17 protein-coding genes are annotated in these 23,332 nt (G+C 34.9%); 8 read left to right on the top strand and 9 right to left on the bottom strand.

The window, feature by feature from the left end:
* The first annotated feature begins 227 nt into the window (after window positions 1-227).
* Complete coding sequence (locus BST91_RS05075) at window positions 228-5,585, top strand: LamG-like jellyroll fold domain-containing protein (RefSeq protein ID WP_085774702.1); 5,358 nt, start codon at window positions 228-230, stop codon at window positions 5,583-5,585.
* A 73-nt stretch (window positions 5,586-5,658) separates the two neighbouring features.
* Here BST91_RS05075 and hisS read toward each other — a convergent pair whose 3' ends face one another.
* Entirely contained in the window at window positions 5,659-7,029 is a 1,371-nt protein-coding gene (gene hisS / locus BST91_RS05070; RefSeq protein ID WP_085774701.1) for a histidine--tRNA ligase, read from the bottom strand.
* 120 nt (window positions 7,030-7,149) lie between these two features.
* Between hisS and BST91_RS05065 the strand changes: the two genes are divergently transcribed.
* Together BST91_RS05065 and BST91_RS05060 are read left to right on the top strand one after the other, a co-directional pair.
* Window positions 7,150-8,394, top strand: a complete 1,245-nt coding sequence (locus BST91_RS05065; RefSeq protein WP_042280168.1) for an ABC transporter permease — start codon at window positions 7,150-7,152, stop codon at window positions 8,392-8,394.
* Window positions 8,387-8,926, top strand: coding sequence for a methylated-DNA--[protein]-cysteine S-methyltransferase (locus BST91_RS05060; RefSeq protein WP_085774700.1), 540 nt, complete (start codon window positions 8,387-8,389; stop codon window positions 8,924-8,926). Before BST91_RS05065 ends, BST91_RS05060 begins: the two co-directional genes overlap by 8 nt.
* Here BST91_RS05060 and BST91_RS05055 read toward each other — a convergent pair.
* Window positions 8,919-9,494, bottom strand: a complete 576-nt coding sequence (locus BST91_RS05055) for a PhnA domain-containing protein (protein WP_085774699.1) — start codon at window positions 9,492-9,494, stop codon at window positions 8,919-8,921. The two genes, BST91_RS05060 and BST91_RS05055, sit on opposite strands and share 8 nt — an antisense overlap.
* Window positions 9,495-9,637: 143 nt before the next feature.
* Between BST91_RS05055 and BST91_RS05050 the strand changes: the two genes are divergently transcribed.
* The 5 genes from BST91_RS05050 (at window position 9,638) to BST91_RS05035 (ending at window position 16,376) form a co-directional block, all read left to right on the top strand.
* Window positions 9,638-11,527, top strand: a complete 1,890-nt coding sequence (locus BST91_RS05050; RefSeq protein ID WP_085774698.1) for a tetratricopeptide repeat protein — start codon at window positions 9,638-9,640, stop codon at window positions 11,525-11,527.
* The gene (locus BST91_RS05045; RefSeq protein WP_085774697.1) at window positions 11,503-12,894 is read left to right on the top strand and encodes a transglutaminase-like domain-containing protein; all 1,392 of its coding nucleotides are present in this window, start codon (window positions 11,503-11,505) and stop codon (window positions 12,892-12,894) included. The genes BST91_RS05050 and BST91_RS05045 overlap by 25 nt, the downstream gene beginning before the upstream one ends.
* Before the next feature lie 344 nt (window positions 12,895-13,238).
* The gene (locus BST91_RS13065; RefSeq protein WP_157546894.1) at window positions 13,239-13,391 is read left to right on the top strand and encodes a hypothetical protein; all 153 of its coding nucleotides are present in this window, start codon (window positions 13,239-13,241) and stop codon (window positions 13,389-13,391) included.
* 226 nt (window positions 13,392-13,617) lie between these two features.
* A complete protein-coding gene (gene katG, locus BST91_RS05040) occupies window positions 13,618-15,849 on the top strand; it encodes a catalase/peroxidase HPI (RefSeq protein ID WP_085774696.1) in 2,232 nt (743 codons plus the stop codon).
* Between the two features lie 62 nt (window positions 15,850-15,911).
* On the top strand, window positions 15,912-16,376 hold the full coding sequence (locus BST91_RS05035) for an ankyrin repeat domain-containing protein (protein WP_085774695.1): 465 nt from the start codon (window positions 15,912-15,914) through the stop codon (window positions 16,374-16,376).
* A 42-nt stretch (window positions 16,377-16,418) separates the two neighbouring features.
* Here BST91_RS05035 and BST91_RS13455 read toward each other — a convergent pair whose 3' ends face one another.
* From BST91_RS13455 to BST91_RS05005, 7 genes are all read right to left on the bottom strand, one after another.
* A complete protein-coding gene (locus BST91_RS13455; RefSeq protein WP_317043064.1) occupies window positions 16,419-17,048 on the bottom strand; it encodes a tyrosine/phenylalanine carboxypeptidase domain-containing protein in 630 nt (209 codons plus the stop codon).
* Window positions 17,045-17,569, bottom strand: coding sequence for a tyrosine/phenylalanine carboxypeptidase domain-containing protein (locus BST91_RS13450; protein WP_317043063.1), 525 nt, complete (start codon window positions 17,567-17,569; stop codon window positions 17,045-17,047). The genes BST91_RS13455 and BST91_RS13450 overlap by 4 nt, the downstream gene beginning before the upstream one ends.
* Before the next feature lie 2 nt (window positions 17,570-17,571).
* Window positions 17,572-18,405 (bottom strand): N-formylglutamate amidohydrolase, encoded by an 834-nt coding sequence (locus BST91_RS05025; RefSeq protein WP_085774694.1) that lies wholly within the window; start codon window positions 18,403-18,405, stop codon window positions 17,572-17,574.
* Window positions 18,398-19,429, bottom strand: coding sequence for a glutathione synthase (gshB, locus tag BST91_RS05020; RefSeq protein ID WP_082586866.1), 1,032 nt, complete (start codon window positions 19,427-19,429; stop codon window positions 18,398-18,400). The genes BST91_RS05025 and gshB overlap by 8 nt, the downstream gene beginning before the upstream one ends.
* Before the next feature lie 101 nt (window positions 19,430-19,530).
* Complete coding sequence (locus tag BST91_RS05015) at window positions 19,531-20,343, bottom strand: lamin tail domain-containing protein (RefSeq protein WP_085774693.1); 813 nt, start codon at window positions 20,341-20,343, stop codon at window positions 19,531-19,533.
* Complete coding sequence (locus BST91_RS05010; RefSeq protein ID WP_085774692.1) at window positions 20,330-21,862, bottom strand: hypothetical protein; 1,533 nt, start codon at window positions 21,860-21,862, stop codon at window positions 20,330-20,332. The genes BST91_RS05015 and BST91_RS05010 overlap by 14 nt, the downstream gene beginning before the upstream one ends.
* A 103-nt stretch (window positions 21,863-21,965) precedes the next feature.
* Window positions 21,966-23,294, bottom strand: coding sequence for a dicarboxylate/amino acid:cation symporter (locus tag BST91_RS05005; RefSeq protein WP_042280146.1), 1,329 nt, complete (start codon window positions 23,292-23,294; stop codon window positions 21,966-21,968).
* Window positions 23,295-23,332: the final 38 nt, after the last annotated feature.

Here is a 23,332-nt window from a genome sequence, read left to right as displayed (position 1 = left end):
ACGCATTTATTCTTCCTAAGGATTTATTATTATTTATAGAATACATAAATATCGAATTATTATCAATTGTTAATAATCTCCAATTATTTCAAAATAATAATTGTAACCATAGTTAATTATATCGATTAAGTGCATATTTAATCTGTATTTTACCGATTTATCGTTTAAAAACATTTTTTTATCGTTAAACGGATATAGTTTTAGTCCGGATATTAAAAAATGTTAGTATGAAAAACATTACCCCTACGATTAAAATGAATTGGTTAACCCTAATAATCATATTCATAGGTTTTTATTCAATTAGTCAAACCAGTCAAGTAGATGTAGAAATTAACTGGCCACAATGGTCTGGTGAAAACTATGTCATCATATATGACAGTGCAGGTAACGAAATAATTAGAATTTGTAATCCAACTAATTGTTATAATGGTAGTTCTGTTGCTTATTCTACAACAATAGATCTAGGATGTTTACCTAACGGTACTTATCGAGCTAGGTTGTGGGATAGATATAATGATGGATGGAATGGTTCAGGGTATATCCGAATTACTAGCGGAGGATCGGTTGTTTTTGATCAAAACTTACCTGGTGGAGCATCAGGAAGCAGTTATAATTTTACTGTTAGCGGCGGTGGAGGAACCTGTGGTAGTACCACACAAGAAATTAATATTCAAGGGTTAGGTAATGATATTGTAAATAACGACACTACGCCTAGTTTAACAGATGGTACAGACTTCGGAACAGTTGTAGATAATGGAACAATAACAAGAACCTTTACTGTTCAAAACTTAGGAGTGGTTGACCTAAATCTAGGAGTCAATTCAGTTTCTTTATCTGGGGTAAATGCTGGAGATTTTAGCATTGATAATCAACCAAATGCAATAATACCAGGAAATTCAAGTTCAACTTTTGATGTTTCTTTCTCTAGAGCAACTTATGGTATAAGTAATGCCACACTTACCATCACTAATGATGATGCTGATGAAAATCCTTATGTGTTTAATATTACGGGTGAATCTGTAGCTGCAGAAAATACATTGTATTATGAGAATTTTGACAATGGACCTGCTGGATGGAGCAGTAATACAGGTGGTACTGTTTGGACACTAGGAAATGAAGGTGACACTGGTGAAAAAGGTGAAGGTGATTATTGGTACACAGATAATTTTAATAATTATCCTAGTAATGCAAATGCCCGTATCACTAGTCCTATTATCTCTACTATAGGATGGGTAGACATGAATTTTAAAATTGATTTTAGAACAAATACCAATGACAATGATGATGGTATGCGTGTTGAATATAGTGCAAACGGTGGAACTACATGGAATGTATTAGGAAGTGTAGGCTCAGGAGAAAACTGGTATAATGAAACCGATGTAGATGGTTTTGCTAATGGAGCCGACGCATGGGCGCTTGACAACTCTGTACTTGATCCATCTTTAAGTAGATTTGAAGAGGCTACTCACAGTTTACCAGCAGTTTTAAATAACAATCCAACGGTTAGATTTAGAATAGTTTTTAGATCAGATGGAGACAATACAAGAGATGATGGAGTATTATTCGATAATATCATAATTACAGGTACTCCTTTAACACCTATGGTTGCTCCAGATGGTCCAGCCGATGTTGATGATAATTTATCGCTATGGTTACGTTCTCAAGATATTCCAGCAACTGATGGCGACTTACTTACTGTTTGGGAAGATCAAGCTCTTGATAATGATGCATTTGAAAACCCTTCTGATGCCCCTAATTTTGCCAATAATCCAGTTGAAAACATCAATTTTAATCCTACAGTTAGTTTTGATCGTTCTGCAAAACAACATATGAGAGGTAAAGGAGGTTTCAATTCTGACGAATACTGGATTGTTGTTAGAAGTAGTTTAGATATGTCAGGTAGTTTATCTAATGAAACTATGCTTTTAGGAGCTAAGGCTGCTCCTATTAACCCTGCAAAGGATCCAAGTGGTCTAGGTTGGGGACCTACAAGTGCTAGATACAACAATGAGGTATTAGCACACAATGTAAGTACCGTATCTGAAAATGATGCTAATGAATACAGTTATGGTCGTGCGTATTCAAATCCAACTAGAACTTTTGATGATGTTCATATTATCAATGTAAAAAACAACCCTTCTGATAGTGGTACTGAAATATACATTAATGGAAGAAAAGTTGATAACGTTACTGGAACAACCACAGTAAGTGGGCAAACATTAAATTTTAAAGAATTTGAAAACAAGCCTTTTTATTTAGCTGCAGGAAGATATGAAATGAATGGATTGCCATTTGATACACATTTAGATGGACAAATCACTGAAGTTTTTAGTTATAGAAATAGACTTAGTTCAGCTGTACAACAACGTATTTATTCCTACTTAGCTATTAAAAACGGTGTTTCTCTTAAAAACCCATCAAGTACTAGTGATGATCATCAAGCAGATTGGGATTATTTAAATAGTGATGATGCTGTTATTTGGGATTATGCAAGTAATTCTGGTTACAATTGGGACGTGGCTGGTATCGGAAGAGATGATAAATCTGAACTTGCTCAAAAACAATCTCAAAGTGAAAACTCCACAAGCATTGTTGCCATAGGATTAAATAATGTAGAAGATATAGGAACAGATAACAGTCAAAATTTCAATAATGATCAAGACTTTCTAATTTGGGGTCATAATGGTCAAGACACTAATTTGAGAAGTGGAGATATAAGTCATGATTTAGGTATTACCGATGCGGTAAATACGAGAGTTCAGAGAATGAATCGAGTGTGGAAAATCAATGAAGTGGCAACTGATATTCCAGTAACTGGAATTAGAGTTGCTACTAGTGACCTTTCCGGTTTACCAGCTCTAACAACTGATATGGAATACGTTTTATTAGTTGCAGATGATCCTAACTTTACCACTAATTTTGAAACAAGATTTTTCTGGGAAGATGGTGCCTACCAAAGAACGCAATATGATTTTGATGGCACTAAGTATTTTTCAATAGGTGTTTCCTATGTTGAATTTGAAGATAGATCAGTTGTATTTGATGGTGTTGATGATCACATAATTATTGATAATGGTACTGGATTAGGTAGTACATTTTCTGCTAGTGCATGGGTTTTAAGTGCTGGTAGTAACGATTTAGGTAATCATAGAACTATTGTTGCTAAGCGTGAAGGTACTAGTGGATTCCAACTTTCTTTGAGACCGGATAATCGTATACGAGTTGTTTGGTACAATCCATCCCAACAAAGAATAGTTTCTAATACGGCAATTAATGACAATGCATGGCAACATATCGCTGTTACCTATGACGGTTCTGACGTAAGTATTTATATAGATGGTATTCTTGATAATACAGCTGCGGTAACTACGCCGGTTGCAGATAGTAATGTTCTAGCAATAGGAGCTCGCGTACATGAAGATGGTTCTACCTATGATCACTGGGCAGGTGAAGTTGATGAAATTAGAATGTGGGATATTGCGCTTTCTCAAAATCAGATCAGGTACATCATGAATCAAGAGTTGGAAAACAACACTGACCTTGTAGCAGGTACTGTAATTCCTTTTACCGTTACTAAGAATGAAATAAACACAGTAGATTGGTCAGAACTTAAGGCGTACTACAGCATGAATAGCTTTATAGGTACAGCATTAAATGATCAATCAACAAATAGAGGTTATGGTAGAATGGCCAATGAAAACTATTACGACCTTAGGGTTCAAACTGCACCTCTACCATACAAATCAAATACAAATGGAGAATGGGAAAATAATTCTACATGGGAAAATGGTTCCTTATTATTTACTCCAGGAAGTACTCGAGTTGTAAATGGTATAGTACACAAGGTTGACTGGAATATTGTTGAAACCACACATGATGTTGAAATTCTGAATACAGATGCTACACTTTTAGGTTTGTTTGTACTTAATAATCAATTAGATGTTGAGAATGATCATGGACTTACTGTTACCCATCATTTAGAAATAGATGGTACTATAGATTTGAAAGGAGAATCACAACTTATTCAGACTGTTGACAGTGATTTAGAACCTACTAGTACTGGAAATCTAGAGCGTGACCAACAAGGTACTAATGTTCAATTTGATTATAATTATTGGTCATCTCCAGTAAGTTCAATAAATAATACTACCATAAACCATGGGTACACGATTGCGGGAGAGCTTAAAGATGGAACTATCGTAGAAAATCCTAGAGATTTAAACTTTACTGCTAGATCTGTTCGCGATGGTGCTCCTGGTGATGCAACAACTGCTGCTACCATATCAGGTCGTTGGTTATACAAGTACAATAATCTAGCTCAAAATACATATAGTGCTTGGCAATATGTAGGTCCTAATGGTAGCATGCAAGCAGGTGAAGGCTTTACAATGAAAGGAACAGGTGCATCAACTAGTGATCAAAATTATGTTTTTGTTGGAAAGCCTAATAATGGTGATATTACATTACCTATCAATGCAGGTAATGATTACCTAGTAGGTAATCCATATCCTAGTGCCCTAGATGCTCATGAATTTATTGAGGACAATCCAAATTTAGACGGTACATTATACTTTTGGGAACATTGGGGTGGTAACAGTCACGTACTACAACAATACCAAGGTGGTTATGCCATGTATAATTATTCAGGTGGAGTGCCAAATGCAACACTGGGTACATCAAATCCTTTAGTAAATTCAGGAGGAACTCCTACCAAAAGACCAGAACGTTTCGTACCTGTAGCACAAGGATTCTTTGTAAGAGGTGTTTCTAACGGGACAATACGCTTTGAAAATGATCAAAGACAATTTGTAAAAGAAAATTCTGGGAACAGTATTTTTGTAGCTGCTCCTGGTAGTGGTGCTGTTGCACAAGGAAATAATGAGTACAACACAGATAGCGATACTCGCATGAAGTTCAGAATTGGTTTTGATGGTGCAGGTGGAATTCACAGACAAATACTTCTTGCTATAGATCCTGCTAGTACTTCTGGTTTTGACAGAGCTTTTGATGGTATACAACAAGACACGCAATTCGAAGATATGTCATTTGATCTTAATGGTGACAAATTAAGTATACAAGGAATTCCATCAATTGACAATGGTGTTGAACTACCTTTAAATATTAAATTATCAAGTACTGATAGTTTTGTTATAGGTTTAGATGCGATAGAAAATGTTCCTACTAGTCAAGTTATTTATGTGAAGGACGCTGTATTAGGAACCTTTACTAACCTTATGAATGGAGATTATACAAGTCCAGTTCTTAATGCAGGTAATCAAAATGGAAGATTTTCCATAGTGTTCAATGACCCTTCTACCCTATCTAACGATACTGCAGCAGTTTCAAACGATATGGTTGTTTATCAACCACAAGAAAACCAAACTTTAAATATTCAAACAAGTAATGGTTTATTAGTAGAACAAGTTTCTTTAGTAAATATGCTTGGTCAGGTAGTTGTATCGGTACAGAATGATGAAAACAATGAGCTAACTACTCTAAACACGGATTCATATGCAGCAGGTACTTATATACTAAATATGAATACCAACAGAGGTAATCATACTGAAAAAGTGATTATCAAATAATTGTACAACCATCAATAAAGAAAAAAGCGGCTTGGTAATTAAGCCGCTTTTTCGTTTTATATGTTTTGTAAGACTAACTTAATCTAGCAATGATCTCATCAATAGTTAGTGATTCTTGACTACCTTCTATCATATTTTTAAGGGTAAGTTTACCAGTAGCGATTTCATTTTCTCCTGCCAAAATCACAAAGGGAATGTTATTCTTATCTGCATAACCCATTTGCTTTTTCATTTTTGCAGCGTCTGGATATAATTCTGTTTTAATTCCGCTTTCGCGAAAGCGAGACAACCACCCAGAACAATGTGCAGCTTCCATCTCTCCAAAATTGATAAATAAAACATCTACACCAGCCTTAACAGAGTCTGGAAACAAATTAAGCTCTTCTAAAACCAAGTAAATTCGATCTAATCCAAAACTTATTCCTACACCACTTACATCCTTTAATCCAAAAATACTGGTCAAATCATCATATCTACCACCACCACCGATGCTTCCTATCTTAACACTGTCTGGAGCAGCAACTTCAAAAATGCAACCCGTATAGTAATTTAAACCACGAGCCAATGTGATATCTAAATCTAGAGTTGCGGTTTTTAACTGATTTGACTTTAAGGATTGATTGATAAATTCAAGTTCTTCAATTCCTTTGATTCCTATTTCAGAACTTGATAATAGCCCTTTCATTGCTTCTAGTTTTTCCTCATAACTTCCCGTAAGTGTAAATACTGGTTGAAGTTTTTCTAGGGCTGTAGATGAAATTCCTCGTTCTTGCATTTCTTGTTTAACACGCTCCTCTCCTATTTTATCCAACTTATCTAGTGCAACAGTAAAGGGAATCAATTGATCTGCCGCGCCAATGATTTCTGCAAGGCCGGCTAAGATTTTACGATTGTTTATTTTAATGGTAACACCGTTAACTTGTAGGCTAGTAAAAACATCGTCGTATAACTTAATAAAATCAACTTCCTGTAATAAAGAATTACTACCTACAACATCGGCATCACACTGCGTGAATTCACGATACCTACCTTTTTGAGGTCTGTCTGCACGCCATACGTTTTGAATTTGGTACCTTTTGAAAGGAAATGTAATATCGTTTTGATGTTGCACTACATACCTAGCAAATGGTACGGTAAGATCATATTTGAGCGCACGATCACTTAACTGTGAAATCATAGCATTTGAATCCTTACTATTTAATAAGTCTTCATCTACCTTATTCAGATAATCTCCGTTATTAAGAATCTTAAAAATCAATCGATCTCCTTCTTCTCCATATTTACCCATTAATGTGGATAAGTTCTCAAAGCTAGGAGTTTCAATAGGCATAAAACCATACAATTCAAAATGTCTTTTTATGGTTTGAATAATATAATTTCTACGTTGTACTTGCAACGGATTAAAATCTCTGGTTCCTTTAGGAGTAGAAGGTTTCTGTGCCATAATTTTTTTTCTGAGTGCAAATATACTGTGTATATACCGTGTTCATAAAGTCATCTTAAGTCTTTGCAACTTTTTTAACCGAATCTCGTAACTTTTCACTCTTTATGTAGTCCTATTGACATGTTCAAATTATTCCGACAGAATATCAGTATTGCACAGCAGAGTATTAAAGGGCAGTTGCTGCGTACCGTGCTCACCGTATTAATAATCGCCATAGGAATAACTGCTCTTGTGGGTATTCTAAGCTCTGTTAACGCTCTTAAAACCACTATTACTAATGGCTTTGAAGGAATCGGTGCCAATACGTTTAATATCCAGCAATATGAATTAGGGTTCAGAAGTCGAGGTGGTGGAAAACGCACACAGGTTAATCCTATAATCTCCTATTCCCAAGTTAAAGAATTTGAAGAACGTTATGTGGATCCATTGACTCAAGTAGGTGTTTCCTTTCAGGCTACTAGCCAGGCCGAAATAAAAAGCGAGGATCGTAAAACAAAACCTAAAGTAATTGTAGCTGGAGTAAATGAACATTATGTAGAAAATGCAGGTATAGAATTGGGGCAAGGTAGACCCTTTACTTCTATCGATATTCAAAAAAATGCAAGGGTTTGTTTGATAGGTAGTGATATGGAAGATGCTCTCTTTCAAGGATTAAATCCTATAGGTCAACAATTATCCATACGCGGCAATAAGTTTACGGTTATTGGAATGCTCAAGGAAAAAGGAGCCACTTTTGGAAACAATCAGGATCTTAGAGTCTTAATTCCAATAGGAATGGCGAGATCAATTTATACGTCGCCTAATATCAATTATAACGTGAGTGTAAAGGTGTTTGATGCAAATTATATGGACAAAGCTCAGGATAAAGCTACCATACTCATGCGCAGTATAAGAAACCTAACACCCGTTCAAGAAAATAATTTTGGGATAGTACGCAGTGATAGTTTTCTAGCTTCCTTCAATGAGATATCAGGAGCACTAGGATTTGCAGCCTTCTTTATTTCTATCATTACGATTTTTGGTTCAAGTATTGCTTTAATGAATATCATGCTAGTTTCTGTAACAGAGAGAACTAGAGAAATAGGTGTGCGTAAAGCACTAGGAGCTAGACGTAGTACAATTTCCTGGCAGTTTTTTATTGAGACCTTTCTTATCAGTCAATATGGTAGTATTACAGGAATCTTATTAGGTATGCTCATAGGTTACTCCATGTCTACCTTTGCCTTTGAGATTCCTTTTGAAATTCCGGTTTATCCGATCATTTATGCGACCATTGTTTCTATTTTAATCGCTATTCTTTCTGGACTTTTTCCTGCAATAAAAGCAGCAAGGTTAGATCCTATTGAATCACTGCGATATGAGTAATCACATACTCGTTGCACCCTATTCCAGTCCAGTAGGGATTCTTTTAATTGGAACTTTTGACGATCATCTGGTGTTATGCGATTGGAAGTATAGAAAGCAACGAGATCAAATCGATCATCGATTGACTCAATATTTTAATGCAAGCCTTGAGAATAAGAAAACGAGATTCCATCAAACCATTTTCCAACAACTCGAGGATTATTTTAATAAGGGTTTAAAAAAGTTCACAATTCCTATATTACTAGCAGGAACCAATTTTCAAAAAGACGTTTGGAATTCATTACTGGACCTAGAATACGGCGAGGTTATTTCTTATGGTGCGCTTTCGCGAAAGCGTAATCAACAAAAAGCAATAAGAGCCGTAGCCGCTGCAAATGGAGCTAACGCACTTTCCATAATTGTACCTTGTCATCGAGTAGTTGGCGCAGACGGCAGTCTTACCGGATATGCTGGTGGTTTAAAAGCTAAGAGGTATTTGATAGACCTAGAAAGAAAAAATAGTGATACAGGTCAAATGAAACTGTTTATTTAGTCTTTTTCACATATTGAGTGAGAATAACAATGTATTGACTATTCACTCTACCTTCAATGTGATTTTCGTTTTCATGATCCAGATTAATATTATGAACTGCGGTTCCTCGCTTTGCAACAAAACTAGTTCCTTTTACATCTAGATCCTTTATTAAAACAACGCTATCACCTTTTTTTAAAAGATTACCATTACAGTCTTTATGTACTATTTGCGGTGTTTTAATTAATCCAGAATCTGCCCAATTTTTTACTTCCTCTTCCATGTACATCATTTCTATCAAATCGCGAGTCCATGAAAACTGATTGAACTGATGTAATAGACGATAGGACAACACTTGGATCGCAATTACTGGATGCCAAATGCTATCATTTAATAATCTCCAATGATTTTCATCAACAGGAACAACCTCATTGATTTGTTCTTCACAATTTGAACAGATTATCACCTCATTTTCAAACTGATCAAATCCAGTATTTTCAACTTTAAATTGAACCAAATTCTGTTCACTGGAACATAGTTCGCATTTATGATTGGCTCTGTTTAGTAATTTGGCGTCAAGTTTAGACATTGTAATCTGGATTTAAGGAGCGGCAAATGTAAGGTTTAAAAAATTGTTAAATAACTCCTGTTACAATGATTTAGAAGGTAAGAAATTACGTTAGAAACAGATTTCTGTTCTATTTTGTCCTCAGTAAAAAATTTTAACCAATCATGAGGAAACCATTCCAAATTGCGCTCATCATATTCTTGATGGTCGCCCAAGGAGCATTAGCTCAAAATCCAACGATTACATCAACCAGTAAATCACTTTTAAACAACAACCGAGCAAAAGCGCTCACTACCTCAAAAAAACTTAAAAAGAACAATATTGAGGAAGCTTTGCTAAGAAAACTAACTGAGACAGAAAATGGTCAAATCGACAATGAATTTGAGTTTCTAGAAAGCTTTATAAAGTTACCAGGTTTTGAACCTTATCTATATGCTGGATGGGATTCAAATATATTTTTAGGTGATTATAGAGATGAAGGATTTTCACCAGCCAAACTTAAGGTGCTTAAAAAAATAAAGGCTCTTAATACTAATGATGTAACTATACGAGATGGTTACAAATATGTTCAATCATTAGTTTTAAACAATTTAAAGGAATTTGATGATCGACAAGATATTAAGCAATCTATTCCTACAGTAGAAAATTGGGAATTTGTAGGGCCTTTTGAAAACCTAAATGAAAGTGGTATGGACATCCAGTATGAGCCAGAGGTTCAAGCTGTTTCAGCAAATGGTTTTGATACTAAAGGTAACGGAATAGTTAATTGGTATAAACCTAACTTAATTAAAGATCGACCTTATTTCTTCTTTGTAAATCATGATGAATATGGTGATAAAGTAAGCTATGCTCAAACTTTTATAAACTCTGATAAGGATCAAAGAGTTACTATGTCTTTAGGACGCGGTGGTTTGATCAAAGTTTTTGTGAATGACGCACTTGCTTTTGAAAATGATGAAGATGTGCAAACCGAAATGGATGCAAACAGATTTAAAGTATCACTTAAGAAAGGTGTTAATAGAATTCTTATCAAAATGGCTTCTAGTGATACGAATTATTTCATGTTAAGATTTATGGATGATCAGAATAACATCCTTCCTCTTAATGGCGATCTTTCTAATAAATCTTATACTAAACAAACCGTATCAGATATAAATCCAGAGGTAATTACACATCCTTTTGAAAGCTTTTTTGAAAATAAGATTCAAGAGAATCCGGATAATGTTATCAATATCTTCAGTTTATACAGTACTTATCTAAGAAATGGTCGAGTTAAAAAAGCCAGAGCTTTTCTTGAGCCATACATTGAGAAGTATCCTAATAGTACTATTATCAAGGTATATTTGATTGAAGCATACGCTTTTGGCGATGATGAGAAAGATGAAAAAATGCTTCAATATCTTGAAGATCTTAAAAGAGAGGATTCAGATTATTATCAATCCTTAGTTCTAGAGTTTTTAGATACAGAGAAGCTGTTTAAAAAAGACGTGAAATCTTTCGAGACTTTTATTAAAAAGGTAAAGAAAGCTACTACACTTGAACAAACTAGATTAGGAACTGACTTCTTTCTTGCGATAAGAAAAGAAGAACCATTAAAAGCTAAAGCAGTTATTGATCAAATCGTAAGTAGTGATAGAGTTAGTTTGAGCACTAAAGTTACTTTTATCAATTTCTATAAAACCCTTTTTAAAAATGAAAGTCTTTTTGAAAAGCAATTAGAAAATCTTGAGGATGATTACTTTACTTGGCAAATAATGAATAAGCTAGGCTCACATTATTACCAATCTGGTCGTAAAAGAGAGTATGAGAAATTCATGACAAAGCACTTAGGCCGTTATGACTTTATGAATGCTAATGTTCAACGATTAGCTCGAATTAAATATGATCTTGGAAAATTTGATGAATCATTGGAGATACTTGATAAAGCTTTAGAAAACTACCCTTATGCTTTACGAGTAAGAGAAATGAAAGGTGATATATACCTAAAAAAGAATGACAAAAAAATGCACTTAAATGGTATGAGGAAAAATTGGCTCGCAGTGCGTCAAACCTAAGTTTAAGACGTAAGATTTTTGATCTTAAAGACAAGAAAGATCCGTTTGAGATAGTAAAGGAAAAAGATAGGTATGAGTTCATAGAGGCAAATCGTGGACAAAACACTGAAAATGAATACGGCCTTACTATTCTTTCTGATGAAAATTTAATTATGCTTTATGAACGAGGCGGATCTCGTTTTTACGCTAACTACATTTATGAAATCACCTCAGATAATGGTATTGAAATAATGAAAGAATACGATCTAGGCTTGTATGGTAATTATTATATCGATAAATCAGAGATTGTGAAACCTAATGGTTCTGTAGAACAAGCAGAGCGCAGTGGATCAAACATGGTTTTTAATAATCTTGAAATTGGAGATGTCATTTATATATCCTATGAATCAGAATATGGTAGCTATGGACGCTTTTATAAAGATTATGATAACGTATTCTCTGCTCAAGGTTACCACCCGATTAAGGAATATTCATTAAGAATCATAACTGAAAATAATCAGCCTTTAAACTATGAGGTTCTTAATGGGAATATGACCTTTAAAAACATCGAGGTTGACGGTATGAAAGGATATGAATGGACCGCAAGTAATGTACCTGGAATAGGAACTTCAGAAGACTACATGAAGCCTATGTCTGATATAGGGACTAGAATTCATATAAGTACTATTAAAGATTGGAATGAAATATCAGACTGGTATTCTGATCTTGTGAGAAGTCAAATTGAAGTAGAAGATGAAGTGAAAAACGTTATTGCAAAAATTTTCCCGAATGGTCATGCAGGATTGACTGATGAGCAAAAAGCAAAAACTATATACGACTTTATTACTGATGAGTTTACTTACAGTTATGTAAGTTTTAAGCAAAGTGGTTATGTTCCTCAAAAACCTTCAAAAACTATTACTTCAAAGTTGGGTGATTGTAAGGACTTCTCTACCCTATTTGTGGCTCTTGCGAGTCAAGTTGATTTGGATGCCAACTTAGTCCTTATCTTGACATCTGATTACGGCGAGAATTCATTGAGATTACCTTCAAGAGATTTCAATCACTGTATAGTTAAGTCAAAAATTGATGGTGAAGAATATTTCATTGAATTAACGGATAAGTTCTTACCATTTAAATCTTTTCCTGAGACTTTAGATGGGGCCATTGCATTAGAAATTCCATTTAACGCAACTGGATCTACTAACGACATTTTCAATTTAAAAGAAGTAAATTTTGAACCAAGTATCGTTACTACCGATGCCATAGTTACCGTAACAGATGATAACTATCAAGCTACCATAACAACTGATGTTTCAAGTAGTGCTAGTTCTTATCTACGTAGTTTATTAGATGAAGAAAGTGAAAAACTTAAAAAGAAAATTTAGAAAGCTTCATTAAAAATAGATCAAACGAAGAGATAAAACTCAATGAATTAATTACGGCAAACTACGAGCATGAATCTAATAAAGCAATTTTAAAAGCACAGGTTGAAGTAAAAGCTAAACCGGCCAAAATAGGCTCTTTAAAAACATTTAAAATTCCTTTATTTTCTCAACCGTATACCAAAGGAATTGTAGAAAAAGATGAAAGACAGCACGACATAGTTTATAAATACTATGAGAACGCTAATAAGTACATTGAAACTACTTTAATTGAAATTCCATCAGGAAAACAATTCATAGAAATTCCTGAAAACAAGTCTTTTAATTATAAAAACCATAGTTATTCAATGACTTTCAATAAGATTTCAGCAAATAAAGTAGTGGTCAAAATTATTTCTGAAACCGACACAGCCGATATTTCTAAGGAAGAATATGCTGCGTTTAAATCTTATGTAAACAATATAATGGAAACTAGAGAGCAATATTTTGCTTACAAGTAAGATTTAGAACAATCATTTTAAAGGGTGTATCTATTAGGTACACCCTTTTTTTATTCTATCACTTAACAATTACTTAAAGCTATGTAATTTTAACCTTTAATAGTTTTTTCTTATTTTTAAATACGATATTAATATTTGTATCTAGTCCTAAGTAGCGTAATAACAGCTAATTTTGAGAACATACTTAACAAGTTTAATTTCGATTATTAACCTAAAATAAATAACTATGAGCTCTAACAAACCGCATGGAGAAGCCTTTGACATCAATGATTCCGATGCTTCAAAATGTCCCTTTTTAAGCGGGAATCAAAGTCAAACGGCTGGTCATGGAACAAAAAATCGTGATTGGTGGCCTAATGAACTTAAATTAAATATTTTACGACAACACGATCCTAAACATAATCCATTAGGAGAAGACTTTAACTATGCCGAAGCATTTGCTAGCATTGATTACGACGAGTTAAAAAAAGACCTTGCACAATTAATGACAGACTCTCAAGATTGGTGGCCAGCAGATTATGGACACTACGGCGGATTAATGATAAGAATGGCATGGCATAGTGCTGGTACCTATCGTGTAGGTGATGGTCGTGGTGGCGCATCAACAGGTAATCAACGTTTTGCCCCAATTAATAGCTGGCCAGATAATGGAAACCTAGATAAAGCGCGTTTATTATTATGGCCTATAAAGCAAAAGTACGGTAGTAAACTTTCATGGGCAGATCTTATGATTCTAGCAGGAAATGTCGCTTTAGAATCAATGGGATTCCCAACCTTTGGTTATGCAGGTGGTAGAGAAGATATTTACGAACCAGAACAGGATGTTTACTGGGGAAGCGAGACAGAATGGGGTGAAAATGCAGCGCGATATGATGGAGAAAAGGATCCGTTAAAACGAGATCTAGAAGATCCACTAGCCGCAGTTATGATGGGTTGGATATACGTAGATCCTGAAGGACCAGACGGTAATCCAGACCCTATAGGATCGGCAAAAGATGTAAGAGAAACTTTTGGCCGTATGGCGATGAACGATGAGGAAACAGTTGCTCTAGTTGCCGGTGGACATACATTTGGTAAAGCTCACGGTGCTGCAGATCCAGGACAATACGTAGGTGTGGAACCTCATGGCGCTTCAATGGCCGAAATGAGCACAGGATGGAAAAATACTTTTCAATCTGGTGTACTTGATGATGTGATTACTTCTGGTATCGAAGGAGCCTGGACTCCTAATCCAACTCAATGGGATGCCGACTATTTTGATGTCTTACTTAACTACGATTGGGAACTTACAAAAAGTCCAGCAGGAGCACATCAATGGACTCCTACAAAAGAATCCCAAGCAAGAATGGCTCCTACTGCTGGTGGTAAAGGGAAACAAGCGCTCATGATGACTACGGCAGATATTGCTTTGAAAGAGGATCCTGAATACTTAAAGATTTCAAAAAGATTTCATGAAGATCATAAAGCCTTTGAAGAAGCTTTCGCGAAAGCGTGGTTTAAACTTACACACAGGGATATGGGACCAAAAGACCGTTATATAGGTCCAGAAATTCCTAATGAAGATTTACTATGGCAAGATCCAATTCCTAAAGTAGAATACAAGTTAAGTGATACCGATATTCATACGCTAAAATCTATGATTGAATCCAGCGAATTAACTATTTCGGAAATGGTTAGAGTAGCATGGGCTTCTGCATCTACATATAGAGACTCTGATAAACGAGGTGGAGCAAATGGTGCTAGAATTGCATTAGAACCGCAACGCAGCTGGAAAGTGAACAATCCTAGTGAATTGAATAAGGTTCTAGATGTATATCAAAAAATAAAAGAAACCTTTAATGGAGAAGTGTCTTTGGCAGATTTAATAGTACTTGCAGGAAATGTAGCTATAGAAAAAGCCGCACACCAAGCAGGATATAGTGTAGAAGTACCCTTTACTCAAGGAAGAGGTGATGCACTACAAGAGCAAACAGATATTGAACAGTTTAATTATTTAAAGCCAGCAGGTGATGGTTTTAGAAATTATAAAAATGCTAATGTTGATGCAAAAGCTGAAAATCTTCTTGTAGATAAAGCAAATCTATTAACACTTACTGTCCCTGAAATGACTGTTTTAGTAGGTGGAATGCGAGTTCTAGGAGCAAATTACGATCAATCTGATTATGGTGTTTTTACTGAAAATGTAGGAAGTTTATCTAATGACTTTTTCAAGACTCTATTAGACATGAGATATACTTGGAAAGAAACGTCAGATGAAGAAACTCATTTCGAGGGAAGAGATCGAGCTACAGGTGAATTAAAATTCAAAGCTACAAGAGCCGACTTAATTTTTGGTTCCAATACTGAATTAAGAGCGGTATGTGAAGTTTATGGAGCCAATGATGGTGAGGAAAGGTTTGTAAACGATTTTGTAAAAGCATGGGCAAAAGTTATGGATCTAGATAGATTTGACGTATAAATTATTAAAAATTCTAAAACGGGACTGGGATATAATACCAGTCCCGTTTTTACTTATTCCCTATGACTTCTACCCTATTTACTGCTATACAACAGAACCAATCAGAACAGGTTTTAGAAATACTAAAAAGACAACCTGAAATTGTAAATACCACCGATGCTAGAGGTTTTACACCTCTTATTTTTGCCACTTATTTTGATAGAGTTGATATTTCTCAAATATTAATCGATCACAATGCAGTCATTGATCAAAGAGATGGATCAGGAAATACTGCTCTCATAGGAGTTGCGTTTAAAGGAAATATAACACTTGCAAAAATGTTGATCGAAAATAGAGCCAATATAAATGCTACAAATAATTTAGGATACACTCCATTAATTTTTGCCAGCTTGCATAATAATATTGAAATGGTTCAATTTTTAATTGATAATCAAGCCTTAAAGGATATTAAAGATAACGAGGGGAAAACTGCACTAGAATATGCAAGAGCAAAGAAATTCTCGGAAGTTATTTCAATACTATCCTAAAATGAATAATGTACATTTATTATAATTCACTTTTAAATTTTTCTATTTTAAATGTTTCAGAATAAAATCTAAAGTTTCGTTTGTATTCAAATTGTTTTTTAAAGACAATGAATCGTAAGAAATAGGAATAGAAAGTCCTTCACGCTCTAGCTCCTGAACTATACCACTATACTCAAGGGAACATTTACCTCTTAATTGTAGTTCTATTGATTGATCCTCTTTAAAAAGGTCATAGATCTTTTTTAAACCTGATAAGTAAAGAGCATCTTTAGTAAAACCACCACCACGATGCACTCTTAAAGTGATAGCAAATGCTTTATCCCTATCTAACTTGTATTTAGTGTGAAGCAGGTCAAAAGTGTCAGTGAATGTGTACCCTTTAAGTAAGGAATCTACAGCTATTACTCGATAGGCTAGTTCTCTTAATCGATCGATCGTAAGATTATTTGTCATATACTCTGCCATTACAGCGAGTCCTTCTTGAGTTTCAACATTATTAGGGAAACCGTTCTTAAAGACCTTTAATGGCTGTTCCAATGCATTAAAAGTAGTTACCAAATGTACTCCTATCTCATGGTGAGCCAATACATTAAGCTGGTGTTTACTAAATTTAGAATTACGTTTCAGTATTAAAGCCTGGTCAATATTGGAGACCATGGCACTTGCGCTCATAGCACTACTAGTCTTAATAGTAAAGTCAAAATTGTAATTGACTTTATAGTCTTCAAAAAACTTATAGCTTCCTCCGTGGTGAGAAACTCATCTTCTTTTTGATTCTCTTCAATATTATCGGTATAGTGAAGTATAAAACGAGCATTTTCTACCATTTTTTCTGTTGGCGTACCGTAATACCTCAAACTGTTATAATAAAATTTGTTGCCTGTATCTCCTATGGTCTCGATACATTCAACCATACCACTGTAATAGTAAATGATATCTTTATAAAAATCCCTAATAATCTCGTTGTCAATACGCTCCAAGCGTTGACTAAAAAATAGCCTGTGTAGTTTATAGGGATTAAATTTTATCTTACGATATTTAAAATTGGGTTCGTAATTGTATCTTTTCTGAAAAAACGTTTTCTTCTCTTTTGCAATATTCTGTGGATTGATATAGCCTAGTAATTCTAGTTTACCTATCAACCTATCTAGACTGCGATCTATTTCAAGTATGGAATTTGATGTACTATTCATTCTTATTTCAATCCATATGTTGTTTGAAAATTATGCGCATGAGATTTGATGTAATATCTTAAAAGATCTTGAACCGATTTAATAACATCAGGAAATAATTGCCCTGTGAGTTCGTCGCAATAGATTTTAGAAATTTCTGTTGCTAGAACTAGTGTATTTTGAGTATTTGCGGTTATAAATTTTAAGAAATATCCGTTACCTTGAAAAACATCATTAATATTACACCTGACCTCTTGATCTATTGGTAAGGGTAAGTCATCTAACATTTCTTGCCATTCAGTTATAGCAACTCTGTATCTATCTTCATCTACATTTGAAGTACCAATATTAAACACTGGAACTTCTCTATCCCATCTTTTGTAATTATAACTGTGCATGTCATAAACGACAACCGCAGGATACATTTCTTCAAGTTTATGAGAAAGAGCTTTAACTACTCTATAGAAGTTGTTGTGTTTTTGAAGTTGTTGTTCTTTCTGCTTTCGCGAAAGCGGTGTACTCCACAATTTTTTACCCCATGCAGAATCATAGATCGCAGTATCTGGAGCTCGATTAAGATCGTACTCAAATCTACTGTCTAAACCTATAAGAGTAATTGGTGTATCAGAAATCATTTGACCTGTCGAGGGATCTTCCTCATACCAACGCTCATATTCTGAGTGTAAGCATTGCGACCATAAGGAAGCATCAAAATGATGTCCGTCATGAACGGCTGCTGCAAAAAAAGGAACATAATCTTCTATCTTAACAATAAAAGAATAATCAAATGCTACCGCATGAAAGGTTTCTTCCTTTCTAATTTTTTCTATGATTTCTTTAATACTCAGTTTAATCATCTTGTAGAGATAACTTGAGTTTGTTACGACGTTCTTGAGCCTTTTTTTCGGTTTCAACTACTTCTTCAAAATAGTTGATTACCTTTTCCTGCAATTTTGTTTTGTTGACTTTATTAATGTATGAAATTCCACCAGGTGACATTACATTAACTTCTACAAGCATACCATTGATCACATCAATTCCAACAAAATAAAGACCATCCTTAACTAATTTTGGTCCAATTTTATTGCAAAGATTCTTTTCTGCTTTTGTGAGAGCATGTTTTTGAAATGAACCACCTGCGCTTATATTAGATCTGTGGTCATCACCACTAGGTACTCTTTTTACTGCACCTATAGGTTTACCGTTGAGTAACAATATACGAACATCGCCATTATCTGCTCCCTCAATATAATCTTGAAGTATTACATAATTAGTGGTTCCATCCTTATTATCAATATAAAAGTCTAGCAAAGAGTTAACATTTTGCATTGCATTTTTTTCAATCATGATTACACCACTTCCGCCATAGCCATTGAGAGGTTTCATAATCATTTTGTCTTTCGGATTTTCCTTAATCACGCTTTTAAGGTACTTCTTGTTTTTGGAAACATGAGTAACTGGAATGATTTCATTGTTTGGATCATCAAAACAAGCAGTGTACAATTTGTTATTTGCCTCACGTAATCCCTCAATATCGTTTACTATAAAGACATCTTCCTTTACACTATCTAGAAAATTTAAGGCTATGGGATCAAGAGGTGGATTTGCTCTCATCATGATTATATCAAAGCCAGCTAGAGGAAGCATTTTTTCTTTAAACTCAGCTTTTTTATAAAACGATTTCATTTGAGCAGGAACTTTATCCATTTTACGTATAACTTTAGAAAAAGCATAAGCTATACTACCACGTATTGTTAGGTTAGATGGCGTTGCAATGGCCACTTTATGACCTCTTTTAACACATTCATGAATTAGGGTAAGGGAACTATCGGTTTCAGGAACGATTTCTTCCCATGGATACATAATAAAACAAATATTCATAAGATATAATTGTGGCTTGATTGCATGTGCAAACTACTAAAATATACAGTAATCTTGTAATGATTACTGAAAAATAGACTCTATTTATAGAAATCTAGAAATTATCGTGTGCCTAAATGTGAAAAATCATTTTCAGGATGTGCGGTCCATTCTGATGTATTCCATGAGGCATTAGGATCTGTAATTGAAGCTAATCTCCTGATACCGTTTAGGTAGGTATCTTGTCCATCTACAGCGTAACCAGTTCCAGGATCAGTTCCTGGAATTCCCACCACGTCGATAATATTATTTGATAAATCAGTTAACAAAACAGGATCGTCACCATTAAAGTCTAATGGGTCACCTGCATTCGGCACATTATAATCTATCACGGATGCTGAAACTTCAGTTTGCAGCACGTTTGCAATTACAAAAGTGTCTCCGGGAGCGATACTTCCTGTAATGAATATTTCACGATCGGTACCTCCAATGGGAAAATCACCTCCGTTCCTAAAAATAATTAGTTTAATGGTCGATAAATCAATAGTACTTGAAGTACCATTATAAAGTTCAATAAATTTATTGTTACCACCACCTTCAATATATTCAGATATAATGAGTTGTGAAGTAACCGTAGAACAGTGAATTTGTTGCCATGAGTTTGTTACTCCATCATAAATTTCTAAACACTGTTGGGTTGTGTAATTTACGTAAACTAATGTCCCATCGCTTGAAGCTGTTGTATTGATACTAGCTTGTTGTGCAGGTGTGACCAAAGGTATTTGCATACCGCCAAAACTTATACTGGTTTGAGCATTTATATCTAAAGCAACCGCACTATCAGGTAAATTGGTATTAATACCGACTTGACAATAAACTTTTCCTAATACTAAGGAAGCAAGTATAAGGAATAAAAAAGATTTACGGATTACCATATAATTCTACGTTATCAATTACCCAAAGCTCATTATTATGATCATTATACATTACGATTGAAAAAACCAAATTAGCGCTATTTGGGATTCCTGTAATCGTAACTGTAGAATAACCACTAGATCCAGTTGGCGTAACTACAGAGGTGCTTATATTGTTACCATCATAATTTAGAGAGTAAGATCCAGTAGCCGAAAAATCATACCGTCGATTACTATTTCCTAAAATTTCTAATTCATAACTATAAGTTGAACCACCATCGGTACTAACATATACATCTATATAATCTCCTCCATCTGCACCATTACCGGTGGAAATTAAACTAAAGCTAGCCAATCTAAATGTAGCTGTTACCGAGGAGAAACCACTAGCATCAACACTTCCAAAATCTATATCAGCATAATCATTATTAACTCCATATGATCTAGAGTCAATATAGGTAGGTGTATTAGGCGCAGTTCCTACTCCCGTTTGTAAGCTACCCGTAGCATTATCGGTGTAATTTAATGTAGGTAAAGCTGGAGTAGTCTCAAAATCTTGTATTCCCAATAAAACGGGTACTCCATCATCATCGTAAACATCCCAAAGATCAGTATCATCTGTACCTATTGAGTTTGTTCCTAATCCACCAGTAACATTTGTAATGGTAAAAGTTAGGTTTGCGGTTCCATCCAATAGCAAGTTATCTTGAACGTTAAATACGGTTGTCGTGTATGGTGAGGTTTGATTGGCTGGTATAGTTATCGTAACAGGTCCTGTTTCTTGCAATCTAGAATAGTCATCACTTGAGATGGTTACATCAACAGCTGTAGTTGAAGTATAAGGATATTCAAAAACTAAATTAATATCATCGGGTACGGCTCCTTCAGATATTGTAGATAATTGTGGATCAAACTCAACTATCGTTGGCGCATACTCAATTTGAGAACTATATGAACTAATTGCCTCGATTCCAGGACTGGCTCCAGTTGTTGTTGTAGGCGTAATTCCTAAATAGATATAGTTACCAGCATCTGCTGCTGTGATGGTATAAGTACTATTAGTTGCTCCTGCAATGGGTGTTCCTACACCAGAATTGGTAGTATTGGTATACCATTGATATAAGGGCAAACCTGGTGTATCATTTTCATTATCAGTTTGAAAACTGCTGTTAGTTTCATCGTAGGTAGTGGATAATGTTTCACCTACAAGATTTTCAGATGATATCACGACGTTAGCAGCTACAGGTGGTTGATTCATACAGTAAACATCATCCCAACCAGTCAATTGACTATAAATTTGTAAACATCTTAAAGATCCATCAGATAGATAAATCATCATTCCATCAGGAATCGGTGTGGTTATAGCAGCACGCTGGACCAATGTCACAGTAGGTAACTTTAAACCACCGTATACACCTGTACTTATTTCTGCATTTATATCTAGCGCAGCAGCACTATTAGGTGTGGTAGTTCCTATTCCTACTTGTCCAACGGAGAGTTGAACAGAACATAAAATGAGTATAAAATAGAAAAACTTCAAAATCAATATTTTAGCATTATAAAGCTACATGGTTTTGAAGTTTTTAATGTTAATTGATTGTAGTTTTTCGATAAACTACCTTAAACTTTTTATTAACACAATGTTAAGAAGTCACTTCATCTAAATTATCATCCCAATTTTTAACATCTGGTTCACCAAACTTTCCTAAACTCTTTGCCACTACCGATGCTACTGTAGCATCCCCAGTTACATTAACCGTGGTTCGCAACATATCAAGTGGCCTATCTACCGCAAATATTAAAGCTAATGCTACTGGTAACAATTCTGATGGAAAGTCAATAGACTCTAATACGATTACAAGCATCACCATGCCTGCTCCTGGAACAGCTGCACTTCCTATAGATGCTAATAAAGCTGTTAAAATTATAGTTAATTGTCCAGCTAGACCTATCTCGATATTGAGAGCTTGACAAACAAATACCGCTGCCACTGCTTGATATAAGCTTGTCCCATCCATATTAATGGTTGCTCCTACTGGTAGTACAAAACTGGAAACATCTTTTTCAACACCCATGTGTTCTTCAACACGTTCCATGGTAACTGGTAAAGTTGCCGCACTGGAACTGGTTGAAAAAGCAAGTAATTGAGCTGGTGCCATTTTGTTAAGAAACCAAAACGGTGACTTTTTTACATAAAGGGCAAAAATCAGACAATAAACTACAATCATTAAGAACAATCCTGCTATAACAGTAAGTGCATAATATAATAAGGCCAATAAGATTTCAGGATCATCGGCACTTACAACAACATTTGCTAGTAAAGCAAATACTGCAAATGGTGCGGTGAGCATAATCAAATCAACCATTTTCAATACTACATCGTTTAAACTGTCAAAAAAGTTCTTAAGTGGTTGCGATCTCTCCTCTCCTATTAATAACATACTTATGCCTAGAAAAATGGCGAAAAATATGACTTGTAACATTAAACTGTTATTGGACATTGCGCTCACAGCATTATCTGGTACCATATCTACAAGAGCTTGTAAAGGACCTGCATCTTTTTGAGCAGCAGCAGTTGCTAGCTTTCCTTGAATATTCTCATTACCCTCGTAAGTACGACTTAATTTTTCTATTGTTTCTTCAGAAACTCCTGATCCAGGTTTTACCAGATTGACAATTCCCAATCCTATCGTTATAGCAATTACAGTAGTTCCTATATAAATAAGAATGGTACGCAATCCCATGTTGCGAAATTTGGCGATATCCTTTAAATCGGATATACCTTTAATAAGCGATGCTAGAATTAAGGGTACAGCAATTAACTTTAATAAATTGACAAATATTTTACCAAATGGAGCTATCCAATCACCTACAAAATCTTTTCCTCCATCCCATTGAGCCATTCCTATACCGAATAGGATTCCGACTACCATTCCAATTAATATCTGCCAGTGTAAAGCTAATTTCTTCATATAAATTGTTTGTTGCTCACGAATAGTTCGGTAGGTTG

Source organism: Nonlabens tegetincola (genome assembly GCF_002117085.1).
Lineage (GTDB): Bacteria > Bacteroidota > Bacteroidia > Flavobacteriales > Flavobacteriaceae > Nonlabens > Nonlabens tegetincola.
The sequence above is the reverse complement of the archived record's forward strand: the minus strand, read 5'-3'. Positions and strand labels throughout refer to the sequence as shown.

Bases quoted from the DNA above. Each gene is read 5' to 3' on its own strand.
- BST91_RS05065 (WP_042280168.1), top strand. From the start codon at position 7,150: ATGTTCAAATTATTCCGACAGAATATCAGTATTGCACAGCAGAGTATT.
- BST91_RS13455 (WP_317043064.1), bottom strand. From the start codon at position 17,048: ATGAGCGCAAGTGCCATGGTCTCCAATATTGACCAGGCTTTAATACTG.
- hisS (WP_085774701.1), bottom strand. From the start codon at position 7,029: ATGGCACAGAAACCTTCTACTCCTAAAGGAACCAGAGATTTTAATCCG.
- BST91_RS05005 (WP_042280146.1), bottom strand. From the start codon at position 23,294: ATGAAGAAATTAGCTTTACACTGGCAGATATTAATTGGAATGGTAGTC.
- BST91_RS05060 (WP_085774700.1), top strand. From the start codon at position 8,387: ATGAGTAATCACATACTCGTTGCACCCTATTCCAGTCCAGTAGGGATT.
- BST91_RS05075 (WP_085774702.1), top strand. From the start codon at position 228: ATGAAAAACATTACCCCTACGATTAAAATGAATTGGTTAACCCTAATA.
- BST91_RS05015 (WP_085774693.1), bottom strand. From the start codon at position 20,343: ATGGTAATCCGTAAATCTTTTTTATTCCTTATACTTGCTTCCTTAGTA.
- BST91_RS13450 (WP_317043063.1), bottom strand. From the start codon at position 17,569: ATGAATAGTACATCAAATTCCATACTTGAAATAGATCGCAGTCTAGAT.
- gshB (WP_082586866.1), bottom strand. From the start codon at position 19,429: ATGAATATTTGTTTTATTATGTATCCATGGGAAGAAATCGTTCCTGAA.
- katG (WP_085774696.1), top strand. From the start codon at position 13,618: ATGAGCTCTAACAAACCGCATGGAGAAGCCTTTGACATCAATGATTCC.
- BST91_RS05025 (WP_085774694.1), bottom strand. From the start codon at position 18,405: ATGATTAAACTGAGTATTAAAGAAATCATAGAAAAAATTAGAAAGGAA.
- BST91_RS05035 (WP_085774695.1), top strand. From the start codon at position 15,912: ATGACTTCTACCCTATTTACTGCTATACAACAGAACCAATCAGAACAG.
- BST91_RS05055 (WP_085774699.1), bottom strand. From the start codon at position 9,494: ATGTCTAAACTTGACGCCAAATTACTAAACAGAGCCAATCATAAATGC.
- BST91_RS05050 (WP_085774698.1), top strand. From the start codon at position 9,638: ATGAGGAAACCATTCCAAATTGCGCTCATCATATTCTTGATGGTCGCC.
- BST91_RS13065 (WP_157546894.1), top strand. From the start codon at position 13,239: ATGACTTTCAATAAGATTTCAGCAAATAAAGTAGTGGTCAAAATTATT.